The sequence below is a fragment of the Microbispora bryophytorum genome (assembly GCF_043197435.1).
Taxonomy (GTDB): Bacteria; Actinomycetota; Actinomycetes; order Streptosporangiales; family Streptosporangiaceae; genus Microbispora; species Microbispora bryophytorum.
Map to the genome: position 1 here is coordinate 162,602 of NZ_JBICTF010000005.1, position 25,330 is coordinate 187,931.

At 72.1% G+C, this 25,330-nt stretch carries 24 protein-coding genes, 1 pseudogene and 1 riboswitch; of the genes and pseudogenes, 16 read left to right on the forward strand and 9 right to left on the reverse strand.

The window, feature by feature from the left end; all coding sequences use genetic code 11:
- Positions 1-73: 73 nt before the first annotated feature.
- Positions 74-1,003: an alpha/beta hydrolase gene (locus ACGFIB_RS18090; protein ID WP_393373121.1), complete on the forward strand. Its 930-nt coding sequence runs from the start codon at positions 74-76 to the stop codon at positions 1,001-1,003.
- A 43-nt stretch (positions 1,004-1,046) separates the two neighbouring features.
- On the opposite strand, the gene ACGFIB_RS18095 is transcribed toward ACGFIB_RS18090, so the two are convergent.
- Both ACGFIB_RS18095 and ACGFIB_RS18100 read right to left on the reverse strand, forming a co-directional pair.
- A complete protein-coding gene (locus tag ACGFIB_RS18095) occupies positions 1,047-2,228 on the reverse strand; it encodes an acyl-CoA dehydrogenase family protein (RefSeq protein ID WP_357247197.1) in 1,182 nt (393 codons plus the stop codon).
- A 38-nt stretch (positions 2,229-2,266) separates the two neighbouring features.
- Complete coding sequence (locus ACGFIB_RS18100) at positions 2,267-2,857, reverse strand: class I SAM-dependent methyltransferase (RefSeq protein WP_142574249.1); 591 nt, start codon at positions 2,855-2,857, stop codon at positions 2,267-2,269.
- Between the two features lie 174 nt (positions 2,858-3,031).
- Here ACGFIB_RS18100 and ACGFIB_RS18105 point away from each other — a divergent pair, with 174 nt between their 5' ends.
- The 8 genes from ACGFIB_RS18105 to ACGFIB_RS18140 all read left to right on the forward strand — a co-directional run bounded on the left by ACGFIB_RS18105 (position 3,032) and on the right by ACGFIB_RS18140 (position 11,137).
- Positions 3,032-4,726 (forward strand): ATP-binding protein, encoded by a 1,695-nt coding sequence (locus ACGFIB_RS18105; RefSeq protein ID WP_393373125.1) that lies wholly within the window; start codon positions 3,032-3,034, stop codon positions 4,724-4,726.
- The gene (locus ACGFIB_RS18110; RefSeq protein ID WP_357247203.1) at positions 4,723-5,412 is read left to right on the forward strand and encodes a response regulator transcription factor; all 690 of its coding nucleotides are present in this window, start codon (positions 4,723-4,725) and stop codon (positions 5,410-5,412) included. The genes ACGFIB_RS18105 and ACGFIB_RS18110 overlap by 4 nt, the downstream gene beginning before the upstream one ends.
- A gap of 10 nt (positions 5,413-5,422) precedes the next feature.
- On the forward strand, positions 5,423-5,989 hold the full coding sequence (locus ACGFIB_RS18115) for a CDP-alcohol phosphatidyltransferase family protein (RefSeq protein WP_182902288.1): 567 nt from the start codon (positions 5,423-5,425) through the stop codon (positions 5,987-5,989).
- A gap of 3 nt (positions 5,990-5,992) precedes the next feature.
- Positions 5,993-8,497: a mannose-1-phosphate guanyltransferase gene (locus ACGFIB_RS18120; protein WP_142574254.1), complete on the forward strand. Its 2,505-nt coding sequence runs from the start codon at positions 5,993-5,995 to the stop codon at positions 8,495-8,497.
- A gap of 140 nt (positions 8,498-8,637) precedes the next feature.
- Entirely contained in the window at positions 8,638-9,141 is a 504-nt protein-coding gene (locus ACGFIB_RS18125) for an FHA domain-containing protein (RefSeq protein WP_142574255.1), read from the forward strand.
- Positions 9,142-9,160: 19 nt separating this feature from the next.
- Positions 9,161-9,817, forward strand: a complete 657-nt coding sequence (gene ftsR / locus ACGFIB_RS18130) for a transcriptional regulator FtsR (RefSeq protein WP_357247206.1) — start codon at positions 9,161-9,163, stop codon at positions 9,815-9,817.
- A 76-nt stretch (positions 9,818-9,893) separates the two neighbouring features.
- Positions 9,894-10,364 carry a bifunctional nuclease family protein gene (locus tag ACGFIB_RS18135; RefSeq protein ID WP_111698626.1) on the forward strand — a complete coding sequence of 157 codons (471 nt, stop codon included), beginning with the start codon at positions 9,894-9,896 and terminating at the stop codon, positions 10,362-10,364.
- Positions 10,365-10,519: 155 nt separating this feature from the next.
- Complete coding sequence (locus tag ACGFIB_RS18140) at positions 10,520-11,137, forward strand: MerR family transcriptional regulator (protein ID WP_244311170.1); 618 nt, start codon at positions 10,520-10,522, stop codon at positions 11,135-11,137.
- A gap of 32 nt (positions 11,138-11,169) precedes the next feature.
- Here the strand turns inward: ACGFIB_RS18140 and ACGFIB_RS18145 are convergent, their stop codons facing one another.
- Positions 11,170-11,895 (reverse strand): hypothetical protein, encoded by a 726-nt coding sequence (locus ACGFIB_RS18145; protein ID WP_393373131.1) that lies wholly within the window; start codon positions 11,893-11,895, stop codon positions 11,170-11,172.
- A gap of 1,163 nt (positions 11,896-13,058) precedes the next feature.
- Between ACGFIB_RS18145 and ACGFIB_RS18150 the strand changes: the two are divergent.
- The 4 genes and pseudogenes from ACGFIB_RS18150 to ACGFIB_RS18165 form a co-directional block, all read left to right on the forward strand.
- Positions 13,059-13,625 (forward strand): annotated as a pseudogene (locus ACGFIB_RS18150) (histidine kinase); the annotation flags it as partial.
- Positions 13,626-13,963: 338 nt separating this feature from the next.
- Entirely contained in the window at positions 13,964-14,476 is a 513-nt protein-coding gene (locus tag ACGFIB_RS18155) for a LuxR C-terminal-related transcriptional regulator (protein ID WP_393373134.1), read from the forward strand.
- Between the two features lie 22 nt (positions 14,477-14,498).
- A riboswitch (glycine riboswitch) is annotated at positions 14,499-14,591 on the forward strand.
- Positions 14,592-14,773: 182 nt separating this feature from the next.
- Positions 14,774-17,599, forward strand: coding sequence for an aminomethyl-transferring glycine dehydrogenase (gene gcvP / locus ACGFIB_RS18160; protein WP_393373137.1), 2,826 nt, complete (start codon positions 14,774-14,776; stop codon positions 17,597-17,599).
- A gap of 91 nt (positions 17,600-17,690) precedes the next feature.
- Complete coding sequence (locus ACGFIB_RS18165) at positions 17,691-18,233, forward strand: hypothetical protein (RefSeq protein WP_142574261.1); 543 nt, start codon at positions 17,691-17,693, stop codon at positions 18,231-18,233.
- A gap of 81 nt (positions 18,234-18,314) precedes the next feature.
- On the opposite strand, the gene ACGFIB_RS18170 is transcribed toward ACGFIB_RS18165, so the two are convergent.
- Positions 18,315-18,737 (reverse strand): hypothetical protein, encoded by a 423-nt coding sequence (locus ACGFIB_RS18170; RefSeq protein ID WP_191053700.1) that lies wholly within the window; start codon positions 18,735-18,737, stop codon positions 18,315-18,317.
- Positions 18,738-18,830: 93 nt separating this feature from the next.
- On the opposite strand from ACGFIB_RS18170, the gene ACGFIB_RS18175 reads away from it, so the two are divergent.
- A complete protein-coding gene (locus ACGFIB_RS18175; RefSeq protein WP_393373140.1) occupies positions 18,831-19,427 on the forward strand; it encodes an alpha/beta hydrolase family protein in 597 nt (198 codons plus the stop codon).
- On the opposite strand, the gene ACGFIB_RS18180 is transcribed toward ACGFIB_RS18175, so the two are convergent.
- Both ACGFIB_RS18180 and ACGFIB_RS18185 read right to left on the reverse strand, forming a co-directional pair.
- Entirely contained in the window at positions 19,414-19,614 is a 201-nt protein-coding gene (locus ACGFIB_RS18180; protein WP_079313908.1) for a DUF5999 family protein, read from the reverse strand. The two genes, ACGFIB_RS18175 and ACGFIB_RS18180, sit on opposite strands and share 14 nt — an antisense overlap.
- A gap of 323 nt (positions 19,615-19,937) precedes the next feature.
- Positions 19,938-20,504, reverse strand: coding sequence for a TetR/AcrR family transcriptional regulator C-terminal domain-containing protein (locus tag ACGFIB_RS18185; RefSeq protein WP_393373143.1), 567 nt, complete (start codon positions 20,502-20,504; stop codon positions 19,938-19,940).
- Positions 20,505-20,654: 150 nt separating this feature from the next.
- Between ACGFIB_RS18185 and ACGFIB_RS18190 the strand changes: the two genes are divergently transcribed.
- A complete protein-coding gene (locus ACGFIB_RS18190; protein ID WP_393373146.1) occupies positions 20,655-21,107 on the forward strand; it encodes a hypothetical protein in 453 nt (150 codons plus the stop codon).
- A 105-nt stretch (positions 21,108-21,212) separates the two neighbouring features.
- Here ACGFIB_RS18190 and ACGFIB_RS18195 read toward each other — a convergent pair whose 3' ends face one another.
- The 3 genes from ACGFIB_RS18195 to ACGFIB_RS18205 all read right to left on the reverse strand — a co-directional run bounded on the left by ACGFIB_RS18195 (position 21,213) and on the right by ACGFIB_RS18205 (position 24,333).
- Positions 21,213-22,610, reverse strand: coding sequence for an RNA polymerase sigma factor (locus tag ACGFIB_RS18195; RefSeq protein WP_357261914.1), 1,398 nt, complete (start codon positions 22,608-22,610; stop codon positions 21,213-21,215).
- 165 nt (positions 22,611-22,775) lie between these two features.
- On the reverse strand, positions 22,776-23,159 hold the full coding sequence (locus ACGFIB_RS18200) for a hypothetical protein (RefSeq protein WP_142574266.1): 384 nt from the start codon (positions 23,157-23,159) through the stop codon (positions 22,776-22,778).
- Positions 23,160-23,199: 40 nt separating this feature from the next.
- Entirely contained in the window at positions 23,200-24,333 is a 1,134-nt protein-coding gene (locus ACGFIB_RS18205; protein WP_393373149.1) for an AMP-binding protein, read from the reverse strand.
- Between the two features lie 121 nt (positions 24,334-24,454).
- Between ACGFIB_RS18205 and menB the strand changes: the two genes are divergently transcribed.
- Positions 24,455-25,285: a 1,4-dihydroxy-2-naphthoyl-CoA synthase gene (gene menB, locus ACGFIB_RS18210; RefSeq protein WP_191053697.1), complete on the forward strand. Its 831-nt coding sequence runs from the start codon at positions 24,455-24,457 to the stop codon at positions 25,283-25,285.
- Positions 25,286-25,330 lie beyond the last annotated feature (45 nt).

A 25,330-nucleotide genomic window follows, 5' to 3' on the forward strand; every position in this document is an offset into this window, starting at 1 on the left:
GCCGTACCGGCGGGGAGAGCGCGCCGCGGCCGCTTCGGCGGTTGTGTCGGCGGGCGCTGTTACTGTGCCGGGCATGGCGTTGCATCCCCAGGCGGAGGCCTATCTCAAGCTCTTCCCCTCAGATCTCGGCATGGACCTCGCCTCCCTCACCCGTGAGCAGATCGCCCGGCTGCGGTCCCTCGACGGGGTGATGGAGCAGCGCGGGTCGCGGATCGACCTGCCGGTGGTCAGGGACGAGACGGCGGCCGGGGTGCCGGTCCGGATCTACCGCCCGGAGCCTGGTGAGCATCCGCTGCCGGTGCTCGTCTACTTCCACGGCGGCGGCTGGGTCTTCGGCAGCGTCGAGCGCAACGACGCCCTCGGCCGCGACTTCGCCCGCAGGACCGGAGCGGTCGTGGTCTCGGTGGACTACCGCCTCGCGCCCGAGCACCCGTTCCCCGCGGCCGCCGAGGACGCCTTCGCAGTGGTCCGCGACGTCCACGCCCGCCCCGCCTTCTACGGCGCGGACGCGCGCAGGGTGGCGGTCGTCGGCGACAGCGCCGGGGGCAACCTCGCGGCGGTGACGGCTTGGCTGGCGAGAGACGCCGGGCTCCGCCTCGCCCACCAGGCGCTGATCTGTCCCGTCATCGACGTCGCGGCCGACACCCCCAGCTACCGGACGTACGGGAAGGGGTTCGGGCTCGACGCGGCGGAGATGAGGTGGTTCATCGAGCAGTACGCGGGCGGCGCCGACCCCCGCGACCCCCGTCTCGCGCCGATCCACCTGCCGGACAAGTCGGGCCTGGCGCCCGCGACGGTGATCACCGCGCAGTGCGACCCGCTGTGCGACGAGGGAGTGGCCTACGCGCGGGCGCTGGCCGAGGCGGGCGTCCCCGTGGAGCAGCGCTGCTTCGAGGGCGCGCTCCACGGCTTCCTCGGCCTGCCCGGGTTCTTCGACCAGGCGCTGGAGGGCCGCGACTTCCTCGCCGCCAGGATCAGGGAATCCCTGGCCGCGGCGCCGTGAGGGAATGCGCGACGCCGAAATTCGGCGGGGGCATCGGCGGCGGTCAGAAGCTCCTGGGCAGGCCGAGCACCTGGGTGGCCAGGTGGTTGAGCAGCAGTTCCTCGGTGACCGGCGCGATCCGGCCGATCCTGGCGTCGGCCAGCAGGCGTGCGACGGGGTATTCCAGCGAGTACGCCATGCCCCCGTGGGTCTGGAACGCGGCGTCGGCGGCCTCCCACGCGGCCTGCGAGGCCGTCAGCTTGGCGATGTTCGCCTCCGTGCCGCAGGGCAGGCGGTTGTCGAACGACCAGGCCGCCTTGTACAGCATCAGCCTGGCCAGCTCGATCTTGGCCTTGACCTGCGCCAGCGGGAACGCGATGGCCTGGTTGGCCCCGATGGGCCGGCCGAAGACCTCTCGCTGCTTCGCGTAGTCCACGCCCACCCGCAGCGCCACCTCGGCTCCGCCGAGCGCGCTGGCCGCCAGCAGGATCCGCTCGGGATTGAGCACGTCCCACAGCACGGCCGCCCCCCGGTCCACCTCGCCGAGGACGCTGGAGGCGGGCAGTCGCAGGTCGTCGATGAAGACCATGTTGGACGGCGTGGTGTTGGCGCCCATCTTGGGGATCGGCCGGTAGGACAGCCGCCCCGCCGCCACCGCCTCCGGCACGTTCACCAGGAACACCGTCAGCCCGTCACTGCGCGGCCTGGCCTGCGCCGCCGGGATCGTCCGGGTGACGAGCAGCATCCAGGTGGCCCGCTGGACTCCGGTGATCCAGATCTTCTGGCCGTTGACGACGAAGTCGTCGCCGTCCCTGCGGGCGAAGGTCGAGATCGCCAGGGAGTTGGACCCGGCGTCGGGCTCGGTCAGCGCGAAGCAGGTCTCGATCTGTCCGGTCGCCAGCTTCGGCAGCAGCGCGGCCCTCTGCTCGGCCGAGCCGTGCCTGGCCAGCGTGAGCGCCCCGAACCCCGGCGTCAGCACGTACATGAACGCCGAACCGCCGGCGGAGCCGGAGGCCGACAGGGTCTCGGTGGCCACGGCCAGCTCCAGCAGGCCCTGGCCGGCTCCGCCGTGCTCCTCGGGCACGGCCAGGCCGAGCCAGCCGCCCTTGGCGAGTTCGGCCCACACCTCCTCGGGCCAGCGTTTGTCCGATTCGCAGCGCTGCCAGTAGTCGATGTCGTACCGCGAGCAGATGTCCGCGATGCCCCGGCGCACCGCCTGCGCGCTCTCCGGCAGCGTGAAGTCCATGCCCGCCACTCTAGAACGCCGTTCGGCGGGCTGCGAGATCACCGGCGGGGGCGGCGCGCGTGGTAGACGAAGGCGGGCGGCAGGTTCCGCCACACTGTGCGCCCGGCCACCACCTCCTCGAACGCCTCGCCCAGCCTGCGGCGGAACCGCAGGGCCGCGGGCAGGGCGCGGGCGTGGACGTAGGAGAACGTCGTGAACGCGCCCTCCGGGGCGAGTGAGGCGACCACGGCCCGCAGCAGGTCCGCCTGGTGGGCGGGAGGAAACGCCGCCCAGGGCAGCCCGCTCACGATCACGTCGGCGGCGGCCACGCCCCGGCCGGCGAGGAGCTCGGGCAGCCGCGCCGCGTTGTCGACCACGAGCTCCACCCCCGGATAGCGGGCGCCGAGGTGGCCGGCCAACCGCGGATTGATCTCCACAGCCAGGTGCCGCCCCCGCCCGCCGATGCGGCGCTGGATCTCGGCGGTGAAGGGGCCCGTGCCCGGACCCAGCTCGACCACGACGGGGTCGCCGCGCTCCGGCACCGGCACGCACACCGCCTCCGACAACCGCCGTGAGCTGGGCGCGACCGCTCCGGTGACGGCGGGGGAGCGCAGGAACTGCCCGAAGAAGATCGTTGTCTCTCCTGTCATGGGGCCGAGGCTAGGGCCACGCCACCGCTCGGTTCGCCCGCCGTCCGGACCGACCTGGTGGCCGGATGGTTCAGCGCGTACGGCCACTTGGCGGGCGAAAGCGGCCAGAAGGAGGAGAAGGCGTCCTCCCGGCGGAGGATCGGCTCTCACGCGGGCGGGCGGTAGCGTTCCCGTATGCGGTGGCCATCGACGCGCCGGCTCGTTCCCCAGCGTCCCCTCACTGGCGGGCCCTTCGCGCTCTCGCGCGGCACGGCCCTCGACATCGGCCTGGCGGTGGGCGGGACCGGGCTCGACGTGCTCGTCAGCGCCGGTTCCTGGAGCGGCGGGAGCGGCCCGGCCCCGGCGTGGGTCGGAACGGGCTTCGCCCTGCTGGCCGGGCTGCCGATGGGCCTGGTGCGCCGATGGCCCGGCCCTGTGGCCGTCTACCTGTCCGTGCTGCTAATGGTGTGCGACCAGATCGGCGCGTTCACCGTCAACACCCTCCAGGTCCTGCTGCCGATCTCGGTGGGCGTGCTGGCCAGGTCGCGCGGCTGGGGCTGGACGGCGCCGGTCGCCGTGCTCGCCTCCGCTGCGACCGCCGTGAACCTCGCCGATCCCGGCATCGCCCTCACGAGCAACACCTGGTTCTACTCCGTCGGACTGATCGCGGCCCCGGTGCTGATCGGCCGCTACCTGCGCGGTCAGGAGGGGCGCCGCAAGGAGGATCCCGCGCCGCTGCTCGACCTGCTGCTCGCCGGCGGCGGGGTGGCGCTGTCGGTGCTGACCACCTGGCCGTACTGGCACGGCGGCGAGCCGCCCGTGTGGGCGGTCGCGCTCGGGGTGATGCTCGCGGGGCTCGCTCTGGGCGTCGTGCGGCACCTGCCCGGCGCGGTGCTGCTGCTGGAGAGCCTCGCGCTGGTCGTGGCCGACCACTACGTCCCGAGGGCCGGCAACAGCCTGCAACTGCTCGCCCTGGTGGCCCTCGGCGTGTTCGCGACCCGCGCCGCCTGGCCCTGGGTCGCCGCGGCGTACGCCCTGACCTGCTCGGTCGCCGCGATCGTGGTCGTGGACGACCCCGGCGACATCACCCTGTTCCGGGTGGTGGCGCTGATGACGATGGTGACCGCGCCCGTGGCGATCGGCCGGTACGTCGGCGTGCGGCAGGCCCAGGCCAGGCACGCCGCCGAACTGGCCGCGGAGCGGGACAGGGCCGGCCGGCTCGCCGAGCGGGAGCGGATCGCCCGCGAGGTCCACGACATCGTGGCCCACCACGTGGGGGCGATGGTGCTGCGGGCGAGCGCGGCGCAGTACGCGGGAGCCGGCGGCCCGGCCGCCGAGGCGCTGGCCGACATCAGGGACACCGGCCACCGCGTGCTTGAGGACCTGCGCGGCCTGCTGGCCGTGCTGCGCGACCCGGACGAGGCGCTGGGCTCCGACCTCACGCTCGCGAACATGCTGGCCGACCCCGGCGACGTGCTGCGCGACGCCGTGTCCCGGATGTCGGCGGCCGGCCTGCGCGTGGACCTGCGTCTCGCGCCCGAGGTGGAACGGGCCCCGCTGGTGGTGCGGGCCTCGGCGGCGAGGATCGTCCAGGAGGGGCTGACGAACGTGCTCAAGCACGCCGGGCCGGGGGCCCGGGCGGAGGTCGACGTGGGGATACGCCCGGACGCGCTCACGGTCGAGGTGCGCAACGGCCCCGGCACGTCCCGTCCCCCGGACGTCCTGCCCTCCCACGGCCAGGGCATCGCGGGCATGCGGGAGCGGGCCCGCGCCTTCGGCGGGCACGTCACCGCGGGCCCGGCCGAGGGCGGCGGCTGGCGGCTGGCCGCCTCACTGCCGGTGCCGCGTGAGAGCCGGTCGGAGTGCCGCATGACGGGGAGGTTCGCGTGATCCGCGTCGTGGTCGCCGACGACCAGGCGCTGGTGCGGGCGGGCGTCCGGATGATGCTGGAGGCGGCCGGCGGCATCGAGGTGTGCGGGGAGGCCGCCGACGGGGCCGAGGCCGTACGGCTGGCCGAGCGGCACCGTCCCGATGTGGTGCTGATGGACCTGCGGATGCCGCGCGTCGACGGACTGGAGGCCACCCGCAGGATCCTCGCCGCCCAGCCGTCCGCCCGGATCGTCGTGCTCACCACCTTCTCCGAGGACGAGAACCTCTACGCGGCGCTGGGCGCGGGCGCGCTCGGGTTCCTGGTGAAGGACGACCCGCCCGCCCGGATGGTCGAGTCGGTGCGGCGGGCCGCGACGGGAGACCCTCCGCTCGCGCCGTCGGTGCTGCGGCGCGTCGTCGAACGGGCCCTCGCGGCCGAGCGGCAGGCGGCGCCGCTTCCGCCGGGCCTCACCGAGCGCGAGGCGCAGGTGCTCGCCCTGGTCGGGGTCGGCCTGTCCAACGCCGAGATCGCCGACCGGCTGCACGTGGGGGTCACGACGGTCAAGAGCCATGTCGCCGCGCTCATCGACAAGCTGAAGCTGCGCAACCGCACTCAGGCGGCGGTCATGGCGCATCGGTTCGGCTTGGTCGACACCGGGTTCAAGCCCGTGGCTCCTGCCCGGAGCGACCGTGAGGGCGGCATGTAGGGTCTGGGGCGTGAACGCTGCCGAGGACCGGATCTGGACGGTGCCCAACCTGCTGAGCGCCCTGCGGCTGCTCGGCGTCCCCGTCTTCCTCTGGCTGGTGCTCGGCCCTCACGCCGACGGGTGGGCCATCGCGCTGCTGGCGCTGGCCGGCTTCAGCGACTGGCTCGACGGCAAGCTCGCCCGCGCCTGGAACCAGATCAGCAGGCTGGGCCGGCTCATCGACCCGCTCGCCGACCGGCTCTACATCCTCGCCACCCTGGTCGGCCTGGTGCTGCGGGGCGCCGTCCCCTGGTGGCTGGCGCTCGCGGTGCCGCTGCGCGACGTGCTGCTGCTGTGGATGCCGCCCGTGCTGCGGCGGCACGGGTACGGCCCGGCGCTGCCCGTCCACTTCCTCGGCAAGGCCGGCACCGCCGCCCTGATGTACGCCTTCCCGCTGCTGTTCCTCGCCTCGCACGAGGGATGGTACGCCGAGATTGCCGCGATCTTCGGATGGGCCTTCGCCATCTGGGGAACTGGTCTGTATTGGTGGGCGGGGGTGTTGTATGTCGTACAGGTGCGCCAGCTAACGAAGGGGTGACCCGTGAAGGCCGTCGTCATGGCGGGCGGGGAGGGGACACGGCTGCGGCCGATGACCGCGAACCAGCCCAAGCCCCTGCTCCCCATCATCAATCGGCCGATCATGGAGCATGTGCTCCGGCTGCTCAAGCGGCACGGGTTCACCGAGACTGTGGTGACCGTGCAGTTCCTGGCCGCGCTGATCCGCAACTACTTCGGCGACGGCGACGAGCTGGGCATGACCCTCCACTACGCCACCGAGGAGATCCCCCTCGGCACGGCCGGCAGCGTGAAGAACGCCGCCGACAAGCTCCGCGACGACCGCTTCCTGGTCATCTCCGGAGACGCGCTCACCGACATCGACCTGACCGACATGCTCCGCTTCCACCGCGAGAACCGGGCGCTGGTCACCATCGGGCTCAAGCGCGTGCCCAACCCGCTGGAGTTCGGGATCATCATCGTGGACGACAACGGCCGCATCCAGCGCTTCCTGGAGAAGCCCACCTGGGGCCAGGTGTTCTCCGACACGGTCAACACCGGCATCTACATCATGGAGCCGTCGGTCCTCGACGAGATCGCCCCCGGCCAGTCGGTCGACTGGTCGTCCGACGTCTTCCCCGACATGCTCGAACGGGGCTGCCGGCTGTTCGGCTACGTGGCCGAGGGCTACTGGGAGGACGTCGGCACGCACGAGAGCTACCTCAAGGCCCAGGCCGACGTGCTTGAGGGCAAGGTCAAGGTCGACTTCGACGCGTTCGAGCTGGCTCCGGGCGTGTGGGCCGCAGAGGGCGCCTCGGTGGACCCCGAGGCGGTGCTCAAGGGCCCCCTCTACATCGGCGACTACGCCAAGGTCGAGGCCGGCGCCGAACTGCGGGAGTACACGGTGCTCGGCAGCAACGCCGTCGTCAAGGAGGGCGCCTTCCTCCACCGCGCCGTGGTCAGCGACAACGTGTACGTCGGCCCCGCCGCCCACCTGCGCGGCTGTGTGATCGGCAAGAACACCGACGTGATGACCGGCGCGAGGATCGAGGAGAACGCCGTCGTCGGCGACGAGTGCGTCATCGAGGCCGAGGCGTACGTCTCCTCCGGCGTGAAGATCTACCCGTTCAAGACGATCGAGGCGGGCACGGTCGTCAACACCAGCGTCATCTGGGAGTCGCGCGGCCAGCGCAGCCTGTTCGGCCCCCGCGGGGTGTCCGGGCTGGTCAACGTCGAGATCACCCCGGAGCTGTGCGTACGGCTGGCCAGCGCGTACGCCACGACGCTGCGCAAGGGCGACACCGTCGTCACCTCCCGCGACGCCTCGCGCGCGGCCCGGGCGCTCAAGCGAGCGGTGATCAGCGCGCTGAACTCCAGCGCGATCAACGTGGTCGATCTGGAGGCCGCCGCCCTGCCGGTCGCCAGGTTCAACACCTCACGGGAGAACGTCCGGGGCGGCATCGCCGTGCGCACCACGGCGGGCGACCCCCAGAGCGTCGACATCGTGTTCATGGACGAGACGGGGGCCGACCTGTCCCAGGCGGCCCAGCGCAAGCTGGAGCGGGTCTTCTCCCGGCAGGAGTACCGCCGGGCCTTCCCCGGCGAGATCGCCGAGCTGACCTTCCCGGCCCGCGCCGTCGACACGTACGCGCGGGAGCTGCTGGCCTGCATCGACATGTCCGGGGTGAAGGACGCCGAGATGAAGGTCGTGGTCGACTGCGCGGGCGGCACCTCCTCGCTCGTGCTGCCGAGCCTGCTGGGCCGGGCCGGGGTCGACGTGCTCACCGTGAACAACCGCCTCGACGACGCCTCGCCGACCGAGACGCTCGCCGAGCGCCGCCGCGACCTGCAGCGCCTGGCGGAGCTGGTGGCCTCGGCGCGGGCCGCCTTCGGCGTACGGTTCGACCCGGTGGGGGAGCGCGTGTCCCTCGTGGACGAGATGGGCCAGCTGATCAGCGAGGAGCGGGCCCTGCTCGTCGTGCTCGACCTGGTGGCGGCCGAGCGCCGGGGCGGCCGGGTGGCCCTGCCGGTCACCACGACCCGGGTGGCGGAGATGGTGTGCCGCTTCCACGGCGTGCAGGTCGACTGGACGGCCACCAGCCTCGACACGCTGACGCGGTCGGCCCGGCATCCCGACACGATCTTCGCGGGCGACGGGAAGGGCGGCTTCATCGTCCCGGAGTTCGCGCCCACCGTGGACGGCCTGGCGGTGTTCCTGCGCCTGCTCGGCCTGGTCGCGCGCACCCGGCTGTCGCTCAGCCAGATCGACGCCCGCATCCCGGAGGCCAAGCTGCTCAAGCGGACCGTTCCCACGCCCTGGGCGCACAAGGGGGCCGTGATGCGCTCGGTCGTCGAGGCGGCCGAGGGCCACCGCCTGGACACCACCGACGGCGTCCGCGTCGTGGAGGACGACGGGAGCTGGGCCCTCGTCCTGCCCGACCCCGCCGAGGCCGTCACCCACCTGTGGGCGGAGGGCCACGACATGGACACCGCCCAGGCACTCCTGGAGCGCTGGGCCCGCGTCGTCGAACAAGCAGCGGGTGCTAGATGACATTGAACCTCCGCTGGCTGTAGCGTTGGTCAGTCCGCGCCCAGCCGCGGTCTTGACCTTTGTGCCTGATCAGCGTAAGTTGCGGCATTCGCAGTTTGAGCTAGTCCTAGAGCAAGTCGTGAGAGAGGCCGAGCCGTTCGATGCCCAGCGTCTACTGCACGCAGTGCGGTCATGCCAACCCCGAGGATGCCCGTTTCTGCTCACGATGCGGTTCGCCGCTGAGCGCTCCGGCGCCCGTCGCAGCCGACACCACCTCGACGATCTCACTTGAGGCGCTTGAGGCGGAGACGGGCCAGACGCTTCTGCCGGACAGGGCCTCGGTCGAGCAGTTGCCGCCCGGCACGGCTCTTCTGGTGGTCATGCGGGGTCCGAACGCGGGGAGCCGATTTCTGCTCGACAGCGACCTCACTACGGCGGGTCGCCACCCGGAAAGCGACATTTTCCTGGACGATGTGACCGTGTCCAGGAGGCACGTGGAGTTCTACCGGCGCGGCGGCCAGTTCACCGTGCGTGACGTGGGCAGCCTCAACGGCAGCTACGTCAACCGGGAGCGCATCGAGGAGTCCCCCTTGCAGGGCGGCGACGAGGTGCAGATCGGCAAGTTCCGGCTGGTGTTCCTCACGCGTGGTCCCGGAGGGCTGTGATCGGTGAGGAGGAGGAGTCATGAGCGCGCAGGCCGTACGGGCGTTCATGAGCATCGGGGAGGTGCTCGCCCTGCTGCAGGTCGAGTTCCCGGACGTGACCGTCTCCAAGATCCGGTTTCTGGAGGGTGAGGGGCTGATCGAGCCCCAGCGGAGCCCGTCGGGCTACCGCAAGTTCACCTACAACGACGTCGAGCGCCTGCGGTACATCCTGCGTGCGCAGCGTGACCAGTACCTGCCGCTCCGTGTGATCAAGGATCAGCTGGACGAGCAGGCGGCCCGTCCGCACGCGGTGTCCGACGGCGCCCCGCCCGTGCGTCTCAGCCGGGAGGAGCTCATCGAGGCCGCCGGCATCGACGAGGAGACCCTGACCGAGATGGAGAGCTTCGGCCTGGTCGCGGCCGTGGCGCGCCGCTACGACGGGGAGGCGCTGGAGGTCGCGCGCAGCGTGGGGGCGCTGGCGCGGTTCGGCCTGCGGGCGCGGCACCTGAGGGCGGTCCGCGCCGTGGTGGAGCGGGAGACCGGTCTCATCGAGCAGGCGGTGGCCCCGCTGCTGCGGCGCAAGGCGCCGGGGGCGATCGCGGAGGCGGACGAGACCGCCCGGGAGATCTCCGGACTTCTCCAGGAACTGCACAATGCATTACTGCGTGGGAGTGTTCGCGGCGTTCTGGGGCGGTGACCGGCACATCCGCACCTCCGTGGGTGTTACGTTGAATGCCTGGTGATATGCCGCGACGCTTGAGACGGAGCCGCCCGTGTTGCAGATGGAGGTCGTGGGGGTTCGCGTTGAGATGCCCACCAACCAGCCGATCGTTCTCCTGAAGGAGGCGAGCGGTGATCGGTACCTGCCGATCTGGATCGGGATGACCGAGGCGACCGCCATCGCGCTGGCCCAGGCGGAGGAGCCCCCGCCCCGGCCGCTCACCCACGACTTGTTCCGTGACGTTCTTGAGGCCCTGGGGGTGCGGTTGCGCACCGTCAACATCGTCGCGCTCCGCGATGGCATCTTCTTCGCCGATCTGGTCTTCTCCAACGGTGTGGAGGTCAGCGCCCGTCCTTCGGACTCGATCGCGCTGGCGTTGCGTACGGGTGCGACGATTTACGCGAGTGAGGACGTGATCCAGGAGGCGGGCGTGAGCATGCCCGACGACCAGGAAGACGAAGTGGAGAAGTTTCGCGAGTTCCTGGACAAAATCACACCGGAAGACTTCGGCCGGGCGGGCTGACGTGCCGGACGATTTCGGGAGATTACGCTTCACGACGCGCCGGACGGGGTCGTTGACTGACGATGGCCCCGGTCCTACGGTGCAAGGGAAACCACGGTTGTAATTCACGAACCCCCAGATCAGACCGTGGGATGAGAGAAAGCCGGAGGTCCGCAGTGGCGGTCAGCAGCGGCGAGGGTAAGTCGGCCGGCCAGCACGACCCGGTTCGGCAGGCGGCGCGCGAGCGCGCCGGCGAACAGGGCCTGCTGTTCGACGAGCAGCCGACGGCGCTGCCTCAGGGCATCGGATACCGCGGGCCCACGGCGTGTGCCGCGGCCGGGATCACCTACCGGCAGCTCGACTACTGGGCCCGGACCGAGCTGGTGCTCCCGACGATAAGGGCCGCCCAGGGATCCGGGTCCCAGCGACTGTACAGCTTCCGCGACATCCTCGTCCTGAAGGTCGTCAAACGTCTTCTGGACACGGGGGTCTCCCTCCAGCAGATACGCACCGCCGTTCAGCATCTGCGCGACCGCGGCGTCAACGACCTGGCCCAGATCACCTTGATGAGCGACGGCGTGAGCGTCTACGAGTGCACGAGCGCCGACGAGGTGATCGATCTGCTGCAGGGCGGCCAGGGTGTGTTCGGCATCGCGCTCGGGCGGGTGTGGCGGGAGGTCGAGGGATCGCTGGCCGAGCTTCCGGGTGAGCGCGCGGAGGCCGCTCCGGATGCGGAGGGGGACCATCCGTCGGACGAGCTGGCCCGCCGGAGAAAGGCCCGCAGGACCGGCTGACGGATGCCCCGGCTATCACCGGGCTCGAACGGTCAGGCGCGCGCGCCGGGCCTGGCCGGTGGCAGGTCGAACTCGTCGTTACGCATACGCAGCAGGGCGACGGACGCGCCGGCGAAGCCCACGGCCGTGATCAGCAGGCCGATGCCCGACGCGGTGTGACCGGGCATGAACGGATGGGTGAACCCGCCGGCAGCGAGCAGAAGGCCCATCCAGGCCGGTGCCGCGCCGCCGCGCGATAGCGCGAGGCCGAGCAGTAGCAGGCCGACGACGATGCCCACGATGAACAGCAGGCTCGCCACCAGCTGTACGGGGTCGTCCTCGAGCGCGTTCTGAATCCTCGCCATGGTCGCCACGTCGAAGTGCCTGGTCACTGTCAGGTACGCCAGGTCGTCGCCGCCGCGGATCAAGGGGAAGCCGGCCAGGTCGCCGAGCAGCGCGAGGAGGACGCCCGCCGTGGTGAGCCTGGGAGCGCCGCGACGGGCCACCCAGGCCACGGCGAAGGTGGCCGGGATCAGCCCGACCAGGAACGGCAGGGCGAACCATCGGATCACGCCCGCGGCCTGCTCGTGGGCCGCGTACGCCGCGACCGTGGCCTCGAACGACTCGCCGCCGTCCACGGGGCTGAACAGGTAGTGGAGACCCATGCCGAGCATGGGGAGCGGAGCGACGACGGCGAGCAGCACCCGCCAGAAGCCGCGCACGTCCCGCGGCGGTTTCTGCGGGGTGGTGGCGGCGCGGGCGTCGATGGTCGGCTGCATGATGATCCTCCGAGAGTTCGGGAGCTGTCCGATCGAGTCCGAGGATGGGCGCGGACCGCTCCCTTCGTCGTGGGGGCATGGTCCCGATTCCGGTCCCATGCTCCCCGTGATCCGGGAGCACGCTCCTATGGCCGATGGGAGCGCCGGGGTCCGATGATGAGCGCATGGCAGTCAGGCGGGCCGGTCCGGTCGCGGTGCTCATCCTCACGGCCGTCGTGGTGGCGGCGGCGTGGGTGTCGTGGTTCCTCGGCGGGTTCACCTTCGCCGACGCGGCCGACGACTCCTACCTGCTGACCAACAGCGTCCAGGCGCTGACCTTCACCGCGTTCGGCGCGCTGGTGCTCGCCCACCGCCCCGGGCACCGCATCGGGCTGCTGTTCGTGGCGTACGGCGCCTGTTACACGCTGAGCGTGGCCTGCCTCGGGCTGATCACCGACGCGGTCGGGCTGCCGGAGGGGTGGGCGCGGGCGGTCGAGCTGTTCGGCATCACCGTGTGGATCCCGGCGCCGGCCGTCTGTCTTCCGCTGATCGTCCAGTTGTTTCCCGACGGCAGGCCGCTGTCGCGGCGCTGGCGGCCGCTGGCCGTCGCGACCCTCGCCGTCCTGCCGCTCACGCCCACCCTGACCCTGCCCGTGGTGGCCGGGCTGGCGGGGGACGGGCTGGCCATGGGGGAGCCGATGCTGCCCGTCGTCGCGGGTGAGGTCGCCCAGCGGCTGATTCCGGTGTTCGCCGCCGCCGACGCGCTGGTGCTGCTGGCCTCTGTCGGCGCGCTCGTCCTGCGCGTCCGCCGGTCCCGCGGGGTGCCACGGCTGCAGTTGATGTGGCTGCTGTGGGCGGTGGGACTGTTCGCCGCGCTCAACGCGCAGCGGATCGTGACGACCGACGGGCCGGTGTTGTTCCTGCTGACCCTGCCGCTGATCCCGGCCGCGGCCACGGTGGCGATCCTGCGCCACGGGTTGTACGACATCGAGCTGATCGTCAACCGGTCGCTGGTGTACGGGGTGCTCACGCTCGGCGTCGTGCTGGCCTACCTGGGCATCGTCGCGGGGCTGTCCGCGCTGGCGCGGGACCGGCTGTCGGCCACCCCGCTGATCGCGACCGCGGTCGTCGCGCTCGCCTTCGCGCCCGCCCGCTCGGCCGTACAGTCCGCGGTGGACCGGGTCATGTACGGCCAGCGCCGCGATCCTGCGGCGGCCGCCGCCCGGGTCGGCCTGCGGCTCGGCACCGGCCTGGACGGGGTCTTGCGTGCCGTGTGCGAGGCGCTGCGGCTGCCGTACGCCGCGGTCAGCTCCGACGGGCGGCTGGTCGCGACGTACGGCCGGGCGCCGCGGCTGCGGCACACCGTGCCGCTGGAGGTGGCCGGCGGGCCGCCCGCGGACCTGCTCGTCGGGCTGCGGGCGGGGGAGAGCCGGCTGTCCGGCGCGGACCGGCGGGCCCTGGGACTGCTGGCCGCCCCGGTCGGCCTGGCCCTGCAGGCGGTGCGTTTGTCGGAGCAACTGGGCGAGTCCCGCACGCGCATCGTGGCCGCGCGGGAGGAGGAACGCCGGCGACTGCGCCGCGATCTGCACGACGGCCTCGGCACCGTGCTCACCGCGGTGACGCTCAAGGCCGACGCGGCCCACAATCTGCGTCACACCGACCCCGAGCGGAGCGGGCGGCTCCTGCTCGACCTGCGCGCCGACCTGACTGCCGCGATCGCCGACATCCGCCGGCTCGTCTACGATCTGCGCCCGCCCGACCTCGACGAGCTCGGACTGCTGGGCGCGCTGCGCCAGCGCGCCCAGCAATCCTGGCGCCGCGAGCACGCCGGGTGCGTGGTCACGGTCGACGCCCCGGACGACCTGCCGCCGCTGCCCGCCGCGGTGGAGGTGGCCGCCTATCGCATCGCCACCGAGGCGGTCACCAACGCGCTGCGCCACGGCGGGGCGACGGCGTGCCGGGTCTCCCTGCGCGCCGATCACGCCCTGCACGTTGAGGTGAGCGACAGCGGCTCCGGGGGCGCCGGAGCGACGCCGCCCGCCGTGAGGTGCAGCTCACGCGCCCCGATGTCGTGGTCATGGACCTGCACATGCCGGGCGTCAACGGGGTGGAGGCCACCAGGGCCATCGTGCGCGCCGTGCCCGCCACCCGGGTGCTCGTGCTCACGATGTTCGAGGACGACGAGTCGGTGTTCGCGGCGATGCGCGCCGGAGCCTTCGGATACCTGGTCAAGGGCGCGAAGCAGGAGGAGATCGTCTGGGCGGTCCGCTCGGTCGCGGCCGGACACGCCGTCTTCGGCCCGAGCGTGGCTCGCCGGATCATCGACTTCTTCGCCGTCGGGGCCTCCCGCGCGCCGGCCCCGGAGCCCTTTCCCGAGCTCACCGCGCGTGAACGGGAGGTCCTCGACCTCATCGCGGCGGGACGGTCCAACCCCGCGATCGCCCGGCATCTGGCCATCAGCGGCAAGACGGTGAGCAACCACATCACCGCCATCTTCGCCAAGCTGGCGGTCGCCGACCGGGCCGAGGCCATCGTCCGCGCCCGCCAGGCCGGTCTCGGCGCCGATCTCGAGCAGGGTGCGAGTCGGGCCGATCCGGGGTAGCCGGTAGAGTGGGAACGGCCGACGACCTCGTGCGGGAGAGACCCCTGGCATTTCAGGGGCGCCGAAGGAGCAAACCTCCCCGGAATCTCTCAGGCATCCGTACCGCACGGACGAGGCGACTCTGAAAAGCAGGCCCGCCGGCCAGGCGGCGCCTCACCGAAGGGGAAAGCCGGGCTCGACGGCCCGGTGAAGCTCTCAGGTCCGATGACAGAGGGGGAGACCGCTTCACGACCGGCCGCGCCACCCAGGGCGCCGGACGGTCGCCGCAGGTCTCGACCCGCCCAGGAGGCCCCTGTCATGACCGATCGGTCCACACTTCGCGATCTTTCCGCTCCGCCCTTCGCCACCCGTCATATCGGCCCCTCCGAGGCCGGCCGCGCCCGGATGCTGGAGGCCGTCGGCTACGAGTCGGTGGCCGACCTGCTCGCCGTGGCCGTGCCCGAGGCCATCCGCACGCGCGGCCCGCTGAACCTGCCCGCGGCGGTGGGGGAGGCCGAGGCCCTGGCCGAGCTGCGCGCCCTCGCCGGCCGCAACCGGGTGCTGACTCCGATGATCGGCCTCGGATACCACGACACGATCACCCCGGGTGTCGTCCTCCGCAACGTGCTGGAGAACCCCGGGTGGTACACGGCGTACACGCCCTACCAGCCGGAGATCTCACAGGGGCGGCTGGAGGCGCTGCTGAACTTCCAGACGGTCGTGTCGGACCTCACCGGCCTCGACGTCGCCGGTGCGTCCCTGCTCGACGAGGCGACGGCCGCGGCCGAGGCGATGACGCTGGCGCGGCGGGCGAGCAAGGCGAAGACCGACGTGTTCGTGGTGGACGCCGACGCGCTGCCGCAGACCAAGGCCGTGCTGGCGACCCGCGCCGAGCCGCTCGGCATCACGCTGGTGGAGTCCGACCTCGCCGGTGAGCTGCCCGAGTGCTTCGGGGTCCTCGTCCAGTATCCGGGCGCGAGCGGCCGGGTGGCGTCCTTCCACGCGGTCGCCGAGCGGGCGCACGCCCAGGGGGCGCTGCTGGTGGCCGCGGCCGACCTGCTGGCGCTGACCCTGTTGGAGCCTCCGGGCGAGCAGGGCGCCGACATCGCCGTCGGCTCCTCTCAGCGCTTCGGTGTCCCGCTGGGCTACGGCGGCCCCCACGCCGCGTACATGGCCGTCCGCGAGGGCCTGCAGCGGCAGATGCCGGGCCGCCTGGTCGGCGTCTCGGTGGATGCCGACGGCCGCACGGCCTACCGGCTGGCCCTGCAGACCCGCGAGCAGCACATCCGGCGGGAGAAGGCCACCAGCAACATCTGCACCGCGCAGGTCCTGCTCGCCGTCATGGCCTCGATGTACGCCGTCTACCACGGCCCGGACGGTCTCAGGAGGATCGCCCAGCGGGCGCACCGGTACGCGGCCGTCCTGGCAGCCGGGCTGCGCGAGGGCGGCGTGGAGGTCGTCCACGACGAGTTCTTCGACACCGTGCTCGCCCGCGTGCCCGGCCGGGCCGCCGAGGTCGTGGCCGCCGCCGCGGAGCGGGGCGTGAACCTGCGCCTGGCCGGCGACGACCACGTCGGCGTCGCCTGCGACGAGAAGACCACCACGGACCACCTGCGGGCGGTCTGGGCGGCGTTCGGCGCGCCCGACCTCGTGGTCGAGGACCTCGACCGGGTGACCTCCGACGCGTTTCCGGCCGACCTCCACCGGACCTCGGACTTCCTCACCCACCCGGTGTTCCACTCCCACCGGTCCGAGACGGCGATGCTGCGCTACCTGCGGCGGCTGCAGGACAAGGACATCGCGCTCGACCGCTCGATGATCCCGCTGGGCTCCTGCACGATGAAGCTCAACGCGACCACCGAGATGGAGCCCATCACCTGGCCGGAGTTCGCGTCCATCCACCCGTTCGCGCCGGTGGAGCAGGCCGAGGGGTACGCCGAGCTGATCGCGACGCTGGAGGGCTGGCTGGCCGAGGTCACCGGCTACGACCGGGTGTCGATCCAGCCGAACGCGGGCTCCCAGGGCGAGTTCGCCGGGCTGCTGGCCATCAGGTCCTACCATCGCTCCAGGGGCGAGGGTAGCCGCGACGTGTGCCTCATCCCGTCCTCCGCGCACGGCACCAACGCCGCCAGCGCCGTCATGGCGGGCATGCGGGTCGTCGTGGTGGCCTGCGACGAAAGCGGCAACGTCGACCTGGCCGATCTCGCCGTCAAGATCGGCAAGCACCGCGACGCGCTCGCCGCGATCATGGTGACCTACCCGTCCACCCACGGGGTGTACGAGGAGACGATCGTCGAGATCTGCGAGCGGGTGCACGAGGCCGGCGGGCAGGTCTACGTCGACGGGGCCAACCTCAACGCGCTGGTGGGCCTGGCCAAGCTGGGCGAGTTCGGCGCGGACGTCTCCCACCTGAACCTGCACAAGACCTTCTGCATCCCGCACGGCGGCGGTGGTCCCGGCGTCGGCCCGGTCGCGGTCAAGGCCCACCTCGCCGAGCACCTGCCGGCGCACGTCTCGGCCGCGCCGTACGGCTCGGCGGGCATCCTGCCGATCTCGTGGGCGTACGTCAGGATGATGGGCGCCGACGGGCTGCGGCAGGCCACCGAGCAGGCGATCCTGTCGGCCAACTACCTGGCCCGGCGGCTGTCGCCGCACTACCCGGTGCTCTACACCGGCAAGGACGGCCTCGTCGCCCACGAGTGCATCGTCGACCTTCGCCAGATCACCAAGGAGACCGGCGTCACGGTGGACGACGTGGCCAAGCGGCTGATCGACTACGGCTTCCACGCGCCCACGATGTCGTTCCCCGTCGCCGGCACGCTCATGATCGAGCCGACCGAGAGCGAGGACCTGGCCGAGCTCGACCGCTTCGCCGACGCGATGATCGCCATCCGGGGCGAGATCGCGAAGGTGGCGTCGGGAGAGTACGACGCGACCGACAACCCGCTCCGCAACGCTCCGCACACGGCCGAGTGCCTCACCGTCGGCGAGTGGACCCACCCGTACTCGCGGGCGGTGGCCGCCTACCCGGTTCCCGGCCTGCGCGACGACAAGTACTGGTCGCCGGTGCGCCGCATCGACCAGGCGTACGGCGACCGCAACCTCGTCTGCTCCTGCCCGCCCCTGGAGGCCTACGAGGACTGATCAGTTGGGTATGTCGGCCCCGCCCGGCGGCCGGTCTCGTTAAGATCGCGGTGATCGTTTCTCATCACCTGCGACCATGCGAGGCCCCTGTATGACGGCCATCGATTCCGGGCGGCGGTCCGACCGGCTCGACCACGCGCGCCGGCTCGCCGAAGGCGGCGACCTCGACGGCGCGGCCGCGATCTTCGCGGAACTCGCCGCGGACGAGGACGCGCCGGACCGCGGCGAGGCCGGCGAGGGTCTGTCCGTCGTGGTCGAGCGGATGGCCGAGCGGCTGCTGGAGGACGGCGAGCCCGAGCGGGCCGCCGACGTCCTGCTTGAGGCGCTGTCGGTCAGCGCGGTGGCCGACCCGGCGCGGCTGCGGGTGCTGCTCGGCATGGCGCACCTGGAGATGGCGTGCGCGCAGTTCGCCGGAGCCGTGGAGGACAGCCGTCAGGAGGGGGCCGACGCCGGCACCGGCGCGCTCGCGATCGAACTGCTGGCCCGCACGCTGCCGCTGCGGGGCCGCGACGCCGACGCGGAGACCGTGTGGCGCTACGGCCTCGACCATCCCGATCCCGCGCTCGCCGAGCAGGTGCTGCTGCGCCTGGGCCGGGACGTCCGTCCCGGGATGGAGGCCGGCGCGGCCGGCTGAGGACGCTCAGCCGGCGGCGGTGAACCGACGGGCCGGATGTCAGCGCCCGGACGTCAGCGCCCGGACGTCAGCGCCCGGACGTCAGCGCTGGGAGCGGCGGCTGACGGCGTAGGCGAAGTTGACCGCGATGATCCCGCCCCAGGACAGGAGCAGGCCCGGGAGGTTCGCGTTTCCCACCGCGATCCCGGTCAGGGGGATGCCCAGGGCCAGCGACCCCATGGCCACGCCCACGGCGCCGTCCCTCTGCTTGACCACGGGGCCGGGCGGCTGGTGACGCAGCTGGGCCGCCACCTCGTTGCGTATTCGTGCGGCGATCTCGACGTCGAGCTTGTCGAGGAACGAGTCCACCAGCGCGTCCTCGTACTCGGGGCCGAGGTCACGACGGGCCGCCATGACGGCGCGCAGGTCCTCGCGGGTCGAGGAGGCCGCCGACGGCGGAGGAAGCGGCGGAGGAACGGGGCGCCCGGTCGCGGGCGGCGGCTGCTGCGATGTGATGTCCGTCACTGTGACATTCTGGCCCCTTCCGCGGGGGCGTGCCATCCTCCGATCGGAGGGTCGTGTCCTCCTGCTCCGGTCGGACCCGCTACCGTCGCCCGCATGGAGATCGAGACCCCGCACGGCCGTGCTCTGGCCGAGGTGGACGAGGCGGCCGATCCCCGGCTGCTGCTGGTCCTGACCCACGGGTCCGGGGGAGGTGTGGACGCCCCCGACCTGCTCGCCGTACGGGACGCGGTGCTGGCGATCGGGGGGACCGTCGCACGGGTGACCCAGCCCTTCCGGCTGCGCGGCGCGCGTGCGCCGGGGTCGGCGGTCAAGCAGGACGAGGCGTGGCTGTCGATCGTCGCCGCGCTTCGTGAGCGCCACCCGGACCTGCCGCTCGTCCAAGGCGGGCGCAGCAACGGCGCGCGGGTCGCCTGCCGCACCGCGCGCGCCGTCGGAGCCGAGGCGGTGGTGGCGCTCGCGTTCCCGCTCCACCCGCCGGGCAAGCCGGAACGCTCACGGGCGGAAGAACTACGGCAGGCGGGGATCCCCGTGCTCGTGGTCAGCGGAGATCGGGATCCGTTCGGCGTGCCGGACGAGAAGGACGCCGCACGTCTCGTGGTCCTCCCCGGGGAGGGGCACGAGTTCAAAAAGGACCCCGCCCGGGTGGGCGAGGTGGTGGCCCGGTGGCTGCTTTCGCCTAAGCGGCGCTGATGGCCATGTCGGTGGGGCGGTGCGGGGCGATGACGCCGCCGTCGGGCAGCAGCTCGCCGGTGTCCTCGAACAGCACGACGCCGTTGCAGAGCAGGCTCCAGCCCTGCTCTGGGTGACAGGCTATCGTGCGGGCGGCTTCTCGGTCCTTTGCATCCGCGCTGGGACAGGCCGGTTCATGAGGGCACATCGCCGGGGCTCCGTGTCTTATCGTTCGCTCTTGTTTGTCTTCCGGGTGCCCGTGGGGTATGACGCACACCACACTGGACTCCACCAGTTTGCGGCTCGGCCGCATCCGTACGACATAGTCCGTTCGGAGCATTTCCGCCGGTCGGGCAGGGGACCCGACCGCACCCCGAGCAGGCTCGCGCACACTGATGTGACCTAGTACACAAGAATGCCCCATTGGCGGCACCGGTCGGGCCTCGACACGCCGACGGTCGGGTAACCGAGATGTCACAGATTCCGGTCGGCGGACACGACCGATGCGGACCGACCGGAAATTCCAGGGGCTCAGCCGCCGAGGCCCGCGACCAGCGCGTCGAGGCCGTGCTCGAAGTCGCGCTCGCCCTCGGCGGTGCGCGCGTCGCGCACCTCGGCGTCCGGATCCGCCCACCCCGACTGCTGAACCTCCACCGCCACGCTGCCGAAGACGTAGGCGCGCAGCGCGCGGACCGCTCCGGCCGGGTCGCCCGCCCCCGACTCGCGCAACTGCTCGATCTGCTCCGTGATCGCGATGAGGGCCGACCCCTTCGGCGGCTTGGTCAGGGCCAGCGACAGCACGCCGGGGTGTTCGAGCAGCGCGGCACGGCTCGCGCGGGCCCAGGCGCGCGCCCTGTCCTGCCAGGTGGCGGCGGTGGCCGGATCGACCTGCACGGTCGTGACGTGCTCGGCGAGGGCGTCCATCAGCGCCTCCTTGCCCCGCGGCAGGTGGTGGTAGATCGCCATGGCCTCCACCTGGAGGGCGTCGCCGAGCCGGCGCATGGTCAGCCGGCGCAGGCCCTGGCCGTCGGCGATGTGCAGGGCGGCGTCGATGATCCGCTCGCGGGACAGGGGGACGGGTGGTCGCTTGGCAGGCACACGATCATGCTGCCATACTGATCCTTACTATGTAAAGGGGGGCGCACCCTGCGGTGCGGGTGCCCGCGCGGAGCGCGTACGCTACGGACTGCGACGCGAGTTCGATTGCGCGCGTCCGATCGCGCGAGTTCGATACCGAAGGGGCTGACGATGGCGTTTTTCCGTCCGCGGGTGAGCCGGGAGGCGGAGGTCCGCTACCACGCGGATCTGGAGATCCGGAAGGACTTCGACCACGTGCTGGAGAAGGTCCGGGTGGCGCAGCGGCGGTTCCAGGAGGCGAAGGCGGCGGGCGCGCCGCTCCCTGAGCTGCGTGAGGCGGCCCTGGGCTTCGACGCCGCCCTGACCGAGGGGCTGCGCGCGGCGGAGGCGGGCCAGCGCGCCACTTTCGGCGTGAAGTCCTACGACAGCAGGATCGCCCGGCGCAAGGCGAAGGCCACCCCCGACGGCGCGCTGTGGACCGACGAGGTGAACCGTCTGCGCACGCTGCGCGAGGCGCACCGCCTCAGCGGCATCCCGCGGGTGCCCCGCGCCTCCAAGACGGGCGACCCCGCCCGCCTGACCCCGCGCGACGTGCGCAAGGGCCTGGCCGCCGCCGGCCACTGAGCGCACGCAGCAGTACGGCCCGCACCCCCAGGGGTGCGGACCGTACGAGTATCCGGATCAGCCGGCCCGAATCTCAGCCGGCCAGAATCTCAGCTGGCCCGAATGTCAGCTAGCCCAGTCGAGCAGCGGGCGGGTGTTGCTCGGGTGGCGCAGCTTGGACAGCGACTCCTTCTCAAGCTGGCGGATCCGCTCACGGGTCAGGCCCAGGTGCTTGCCGATCTCGTCCAGCGTGTGCGGCTTGCCGTCGGCCAGGCCGAAGCGCAGGCTCATGATCTTGGCCTCGCGCGGCGACAGGTTGCTCAGCACGCCCTTGAGTTGCTCGGCCAGCAGCTGACGGTCCACGACCTCGGACGCCTCGGGGGAGTCGACGTCCTCGATGAGGTCGCCGATACGCGTCTCGCCGTCCTCGCCGATGGTCGAGTCGAGGCTGATCGGCTGCCGGCTGGTGCGCAGCAGCTCCTCGATCTGGTCCGGAGTCTTGTCCAGCTCGGCGGCCAGCTCCTCCGGCGTGGGCTCCCGGCCGAGCCGCTGGTGCATGTCACGCTCGACGCGCGACAGCTTCGACAGCATCTCCAGCACGTGGACGGGCAGCCGGATCGTCCGGGCCGAGTCGGCGAAGCCGCGCTGGATGGCCTGCCGGATCCACCACATGGCGTACGTCGAGAACTTGTAGCCCTTGGTGTAGTCGAACTTCTCGACGGCGCGGATCAGGCCGAGGTTGCCCTCCTGCACGACGTCGAGCAGGGCCATGCCCCGGTCGGTGTACTTCTTGGCCACCGAGACGACCAGGCGGAGGTTGGCCTCCAGCATGTGGTCCTTGGCCCGCCGGCCGTCCTCGATGACCCACTCCAGGTCCTCGCGCACGTGCGGGGGCAGGTGCTCGCCGTTATCGAGCCCGGTCTCCAGCTTGTACTCGGCGTACAGCCCGGCCTCGATCCGCTTGGCCAGCTCCACCTCCTGGGCGGCGGTGAGCAGGGTGCGGCGGCCGATGGACTTCAGGTAGGTGTGGACCGAGTCGCCCATGACCGAGGAGGTGTCGTCGAGGTCGAGCGTCCCGCCGTCCTCCACCTCGGCCTCGTCGGCCTGCGGCTCCTCGTCGTGCGGCTCCTCGGCGGCGGCCTTGGCCGTCTTCTTCGCCGCGCTCCTGGCGGCCGGCCCGTTCTTCGCGGCCTGCGCCGCGGCCTGGGCGGCCCGGCGGGACTTCCTGGCCGGCGTCGCGGGGGGAGCCCCCGCGCCCGTCTCGGCTGCCGCCTCGGTCTGCGCGACCGGCTCGCTGTCCGGGCCGCTGTCCGGGCCGCTGTCGGCGGCCAGGTTCACGCCCGCCTCCGTGAGCTCGCGCAGAATCGAGCGGCCCTCGACGGGGCTGACGCCGGCCTTGGCGAAGGCCTCGCGCAGCTCCGGCAGGGAAAGGCGACCCTGTGCGCGGCCTCGCTCCAAGAGCAGGTCGAGCGTCGTCGGGGTCGCCTCGCGCTCGGGCGAGGCCGCCACGGCGGTCCGGGGCATGAGGACACCTCCTCCTTGCGGAGTTCATGGTTGGTTCGCGGTCTGATGCTTGCGATCGGGGCGCGGCGTCCGGCGGCTCAGCGCACCAGTATCAATAACGCTCTCGTGCCCGGTTTGTTCCCTCACCTCGCGGGGGAGGTTGTCAGGTTCGCCCGGATGGGCCGTTCAGTTGGGGATGATGCTGACGCTGACCTGGGGCACCGGCAGGGGATTCGCCCCCTGGATGCGCTCGTCTGTCCAATAGTCGGCGACCCCGTCCGGGTCGTCCGTGAGCTCCTTCAGCACCACGTCGGGGTCGACCTCGGATCCGGACCGCGGCCCGGTGGGGTCGTCGTGGCCGGGATCGCCGGGGGAGACCTCGACCGAGCTCCCGTGGCCGCCCGCCGCCGGGCCGAGCTTGGCGGCGGGGGCGTCGCCCACCTTCGCGACGTCGTCCAGGCGGCCGGCGAAGGCGGCGGCCGTGACCGACGCCCCGCCCACGATGACGACGCCGACGAGCACGGCGGAGGCCATCATCTTGTGGGCCGGCGTGAGGCGGATCGGTTGCATGCGGCGTCCCCTTCCCCCTGCTCTTACAGACGCACGAAGGTCATCCGCGGTTCCGGTTCTTGAGTTCGACCATATCGGGTTTGCCGTTCGGCAGGAGCGGTATCCGGGACACCAACTCGACGGCGCGCGGCGCGGCGTAGGCGGGCAGCCGCTCCTTGGCGAACGCCCTCAGCTCGCCGAGCGTGACCTCGCCGCCATCGCGGGGGACCACGACGGCGACCAGGATCTCGCCCCACTCGGGGTCGTGCCGGCCCACCACAACGACGTCGCGTACGGCCGGATGCCCGGCCAGGACCTCGGCGACCGAGCCGGCCACGACCTTGCGGCCGCCGGTGTTGATCACGTCGTCGGCCCGGCCCAGCACGGTGAGCCGTCCGTCCTCGATCGAGCCCAGGTCGGAGGTGACGAACCAGCCGCCCTCGAAGGGCCGCTCCTCGCGCAGGCGGTAACCCGAGAACAGCACCGGGCCCGCGATCCGCACCCGTCCATCGCCGCCGATCTTGACCTCGACTCCGTCGAGCGGCAGGCCGTCGTACACGCAGCCGCCGCTCGTCTCGCTGGAGCCGTACGTGGTGACGATCCTGGCCCCCGCCGCGCGGGCCTCGGCCAGCAGGCCCTGGGGGGCGGCGGCCCCGCCGAGCAGGATCGTGCCGAAGGCCGCCACATCGGCTCCCGCGTCCAGCATCCGCCGCAGCTGGGTGGGGACCAGCGAGACGTGGTCCGCCCCGCTCGTGGCGACCTCGCCGGGGGAGAAACGCGCGTGGACGATCGGCTCGGTGCCGCACAGCAGCGACCGGACGAGCACCTGCGCGCCCGAGATGTGCGACGGCGGCAGGCAGCACAACCAGCGGTCGCCCTCGCGGGCTCCGAGCCTGGCCAGCGAGGCGCGGGCCGAGGCGAGCAGCGCCTCGGCCGTCAGTTCGACCCCCTTCGGGGCGCCGGTGGAGCCGGAGGTCGCGATGATCAGCGCGGCGTCGGACGGCTCACCGTCCGGCTCGCGCCGCACGCCGTCGGCGGTGACGACGTGGGTGGGGCGCAGCGCCTCAAGCGTCGCCTCGAGCGCGGGTCGCGGCAGGTCGGGCGACAGCGGCAGCACGGCGGGGCCGTCGCCGGTCAGGGCCTGCCGTACGGCGTCGGACAGAGCGGGCCCCGGAGGCAGGACGAGGGCGTGCACGGGTCGCTGTCTTGGGCGGTGTCCTGGACGGCTGAGCACGGTCGTAAGGTTAGTCCCGGCGCCTGATTGAGGACGACGCCTGGTTGGTGACGACGCCTGGTTGATGACGATAGGAGCGGGTGTGACGAGCGGGGTCGACTGGAAGCGGTCGGGCGAGTACGAGGACATCATCTACGAGACCGCGGAGGGGATGGCGAAGATCACCATCAACCGCCCCGAGCGGCACAACGCCTTCCGGCCCACGACCTTGTTCGAGCTCCGCGAGGCCTTCAACCGGGCTCAGGAGGACACCGAGGTCGGTGTGATCATCTTCACCGGAGCCGGGGACAGGGCGTTCTGCTCCGGCGGCGACCAGAAGATCCGCGGCGACGACGGCTACGTGGACGACAAGACCCACGGCATCGGCCGGCTCAACGTCCTGGACCTGCAGGTGCAGATCCGCCGCTGCCCCAAGCCGGTCATCGCCATGGTGGCGGGCTACGCCATCGGCGGCGGCCACGTGCTGCACGTCTGCTGCGACCTGACGATCGCCGCCGACAACGCGAAGTTCGGCCAGACCGGCCCCAAGGTGGGCTCGTTCGACGGGGGATACGGCTCCTGGCTGCTCGCCGAGACCGTCGGCCTCAAGCGGGCCCGCGAGATCTGGTACCTGTGCCGTCAGTACGACGCCCAGACCGCGCTCCAGTGGGGCCTGGTCAACGCGGTGGTGCCGTTGGAGCGCCTGGAGGAGGAGACCGTCCAGTGGGCCCGCGAGCTGCTGGAGAAGTCGCCTCTCGCGCTGCGCATGCTCAAGGGCGCGCTCAACGCGGTGACCGACGGCGCGGCCGGCATGCAGCAGTTCGCCGGCGACGCGACGCTCATCTACTACATGAGCGAGGAGGCCCAGGAGGGCCGCGACGCGTTCAAGGAGAAGCGCAAGCCGGACTTCTCGAAGTTCCCCCGCCGCCCGTAGAGGGCCGCGCGATGACGGGGGCCTCTCCGTTTTGCCGTACGCTTG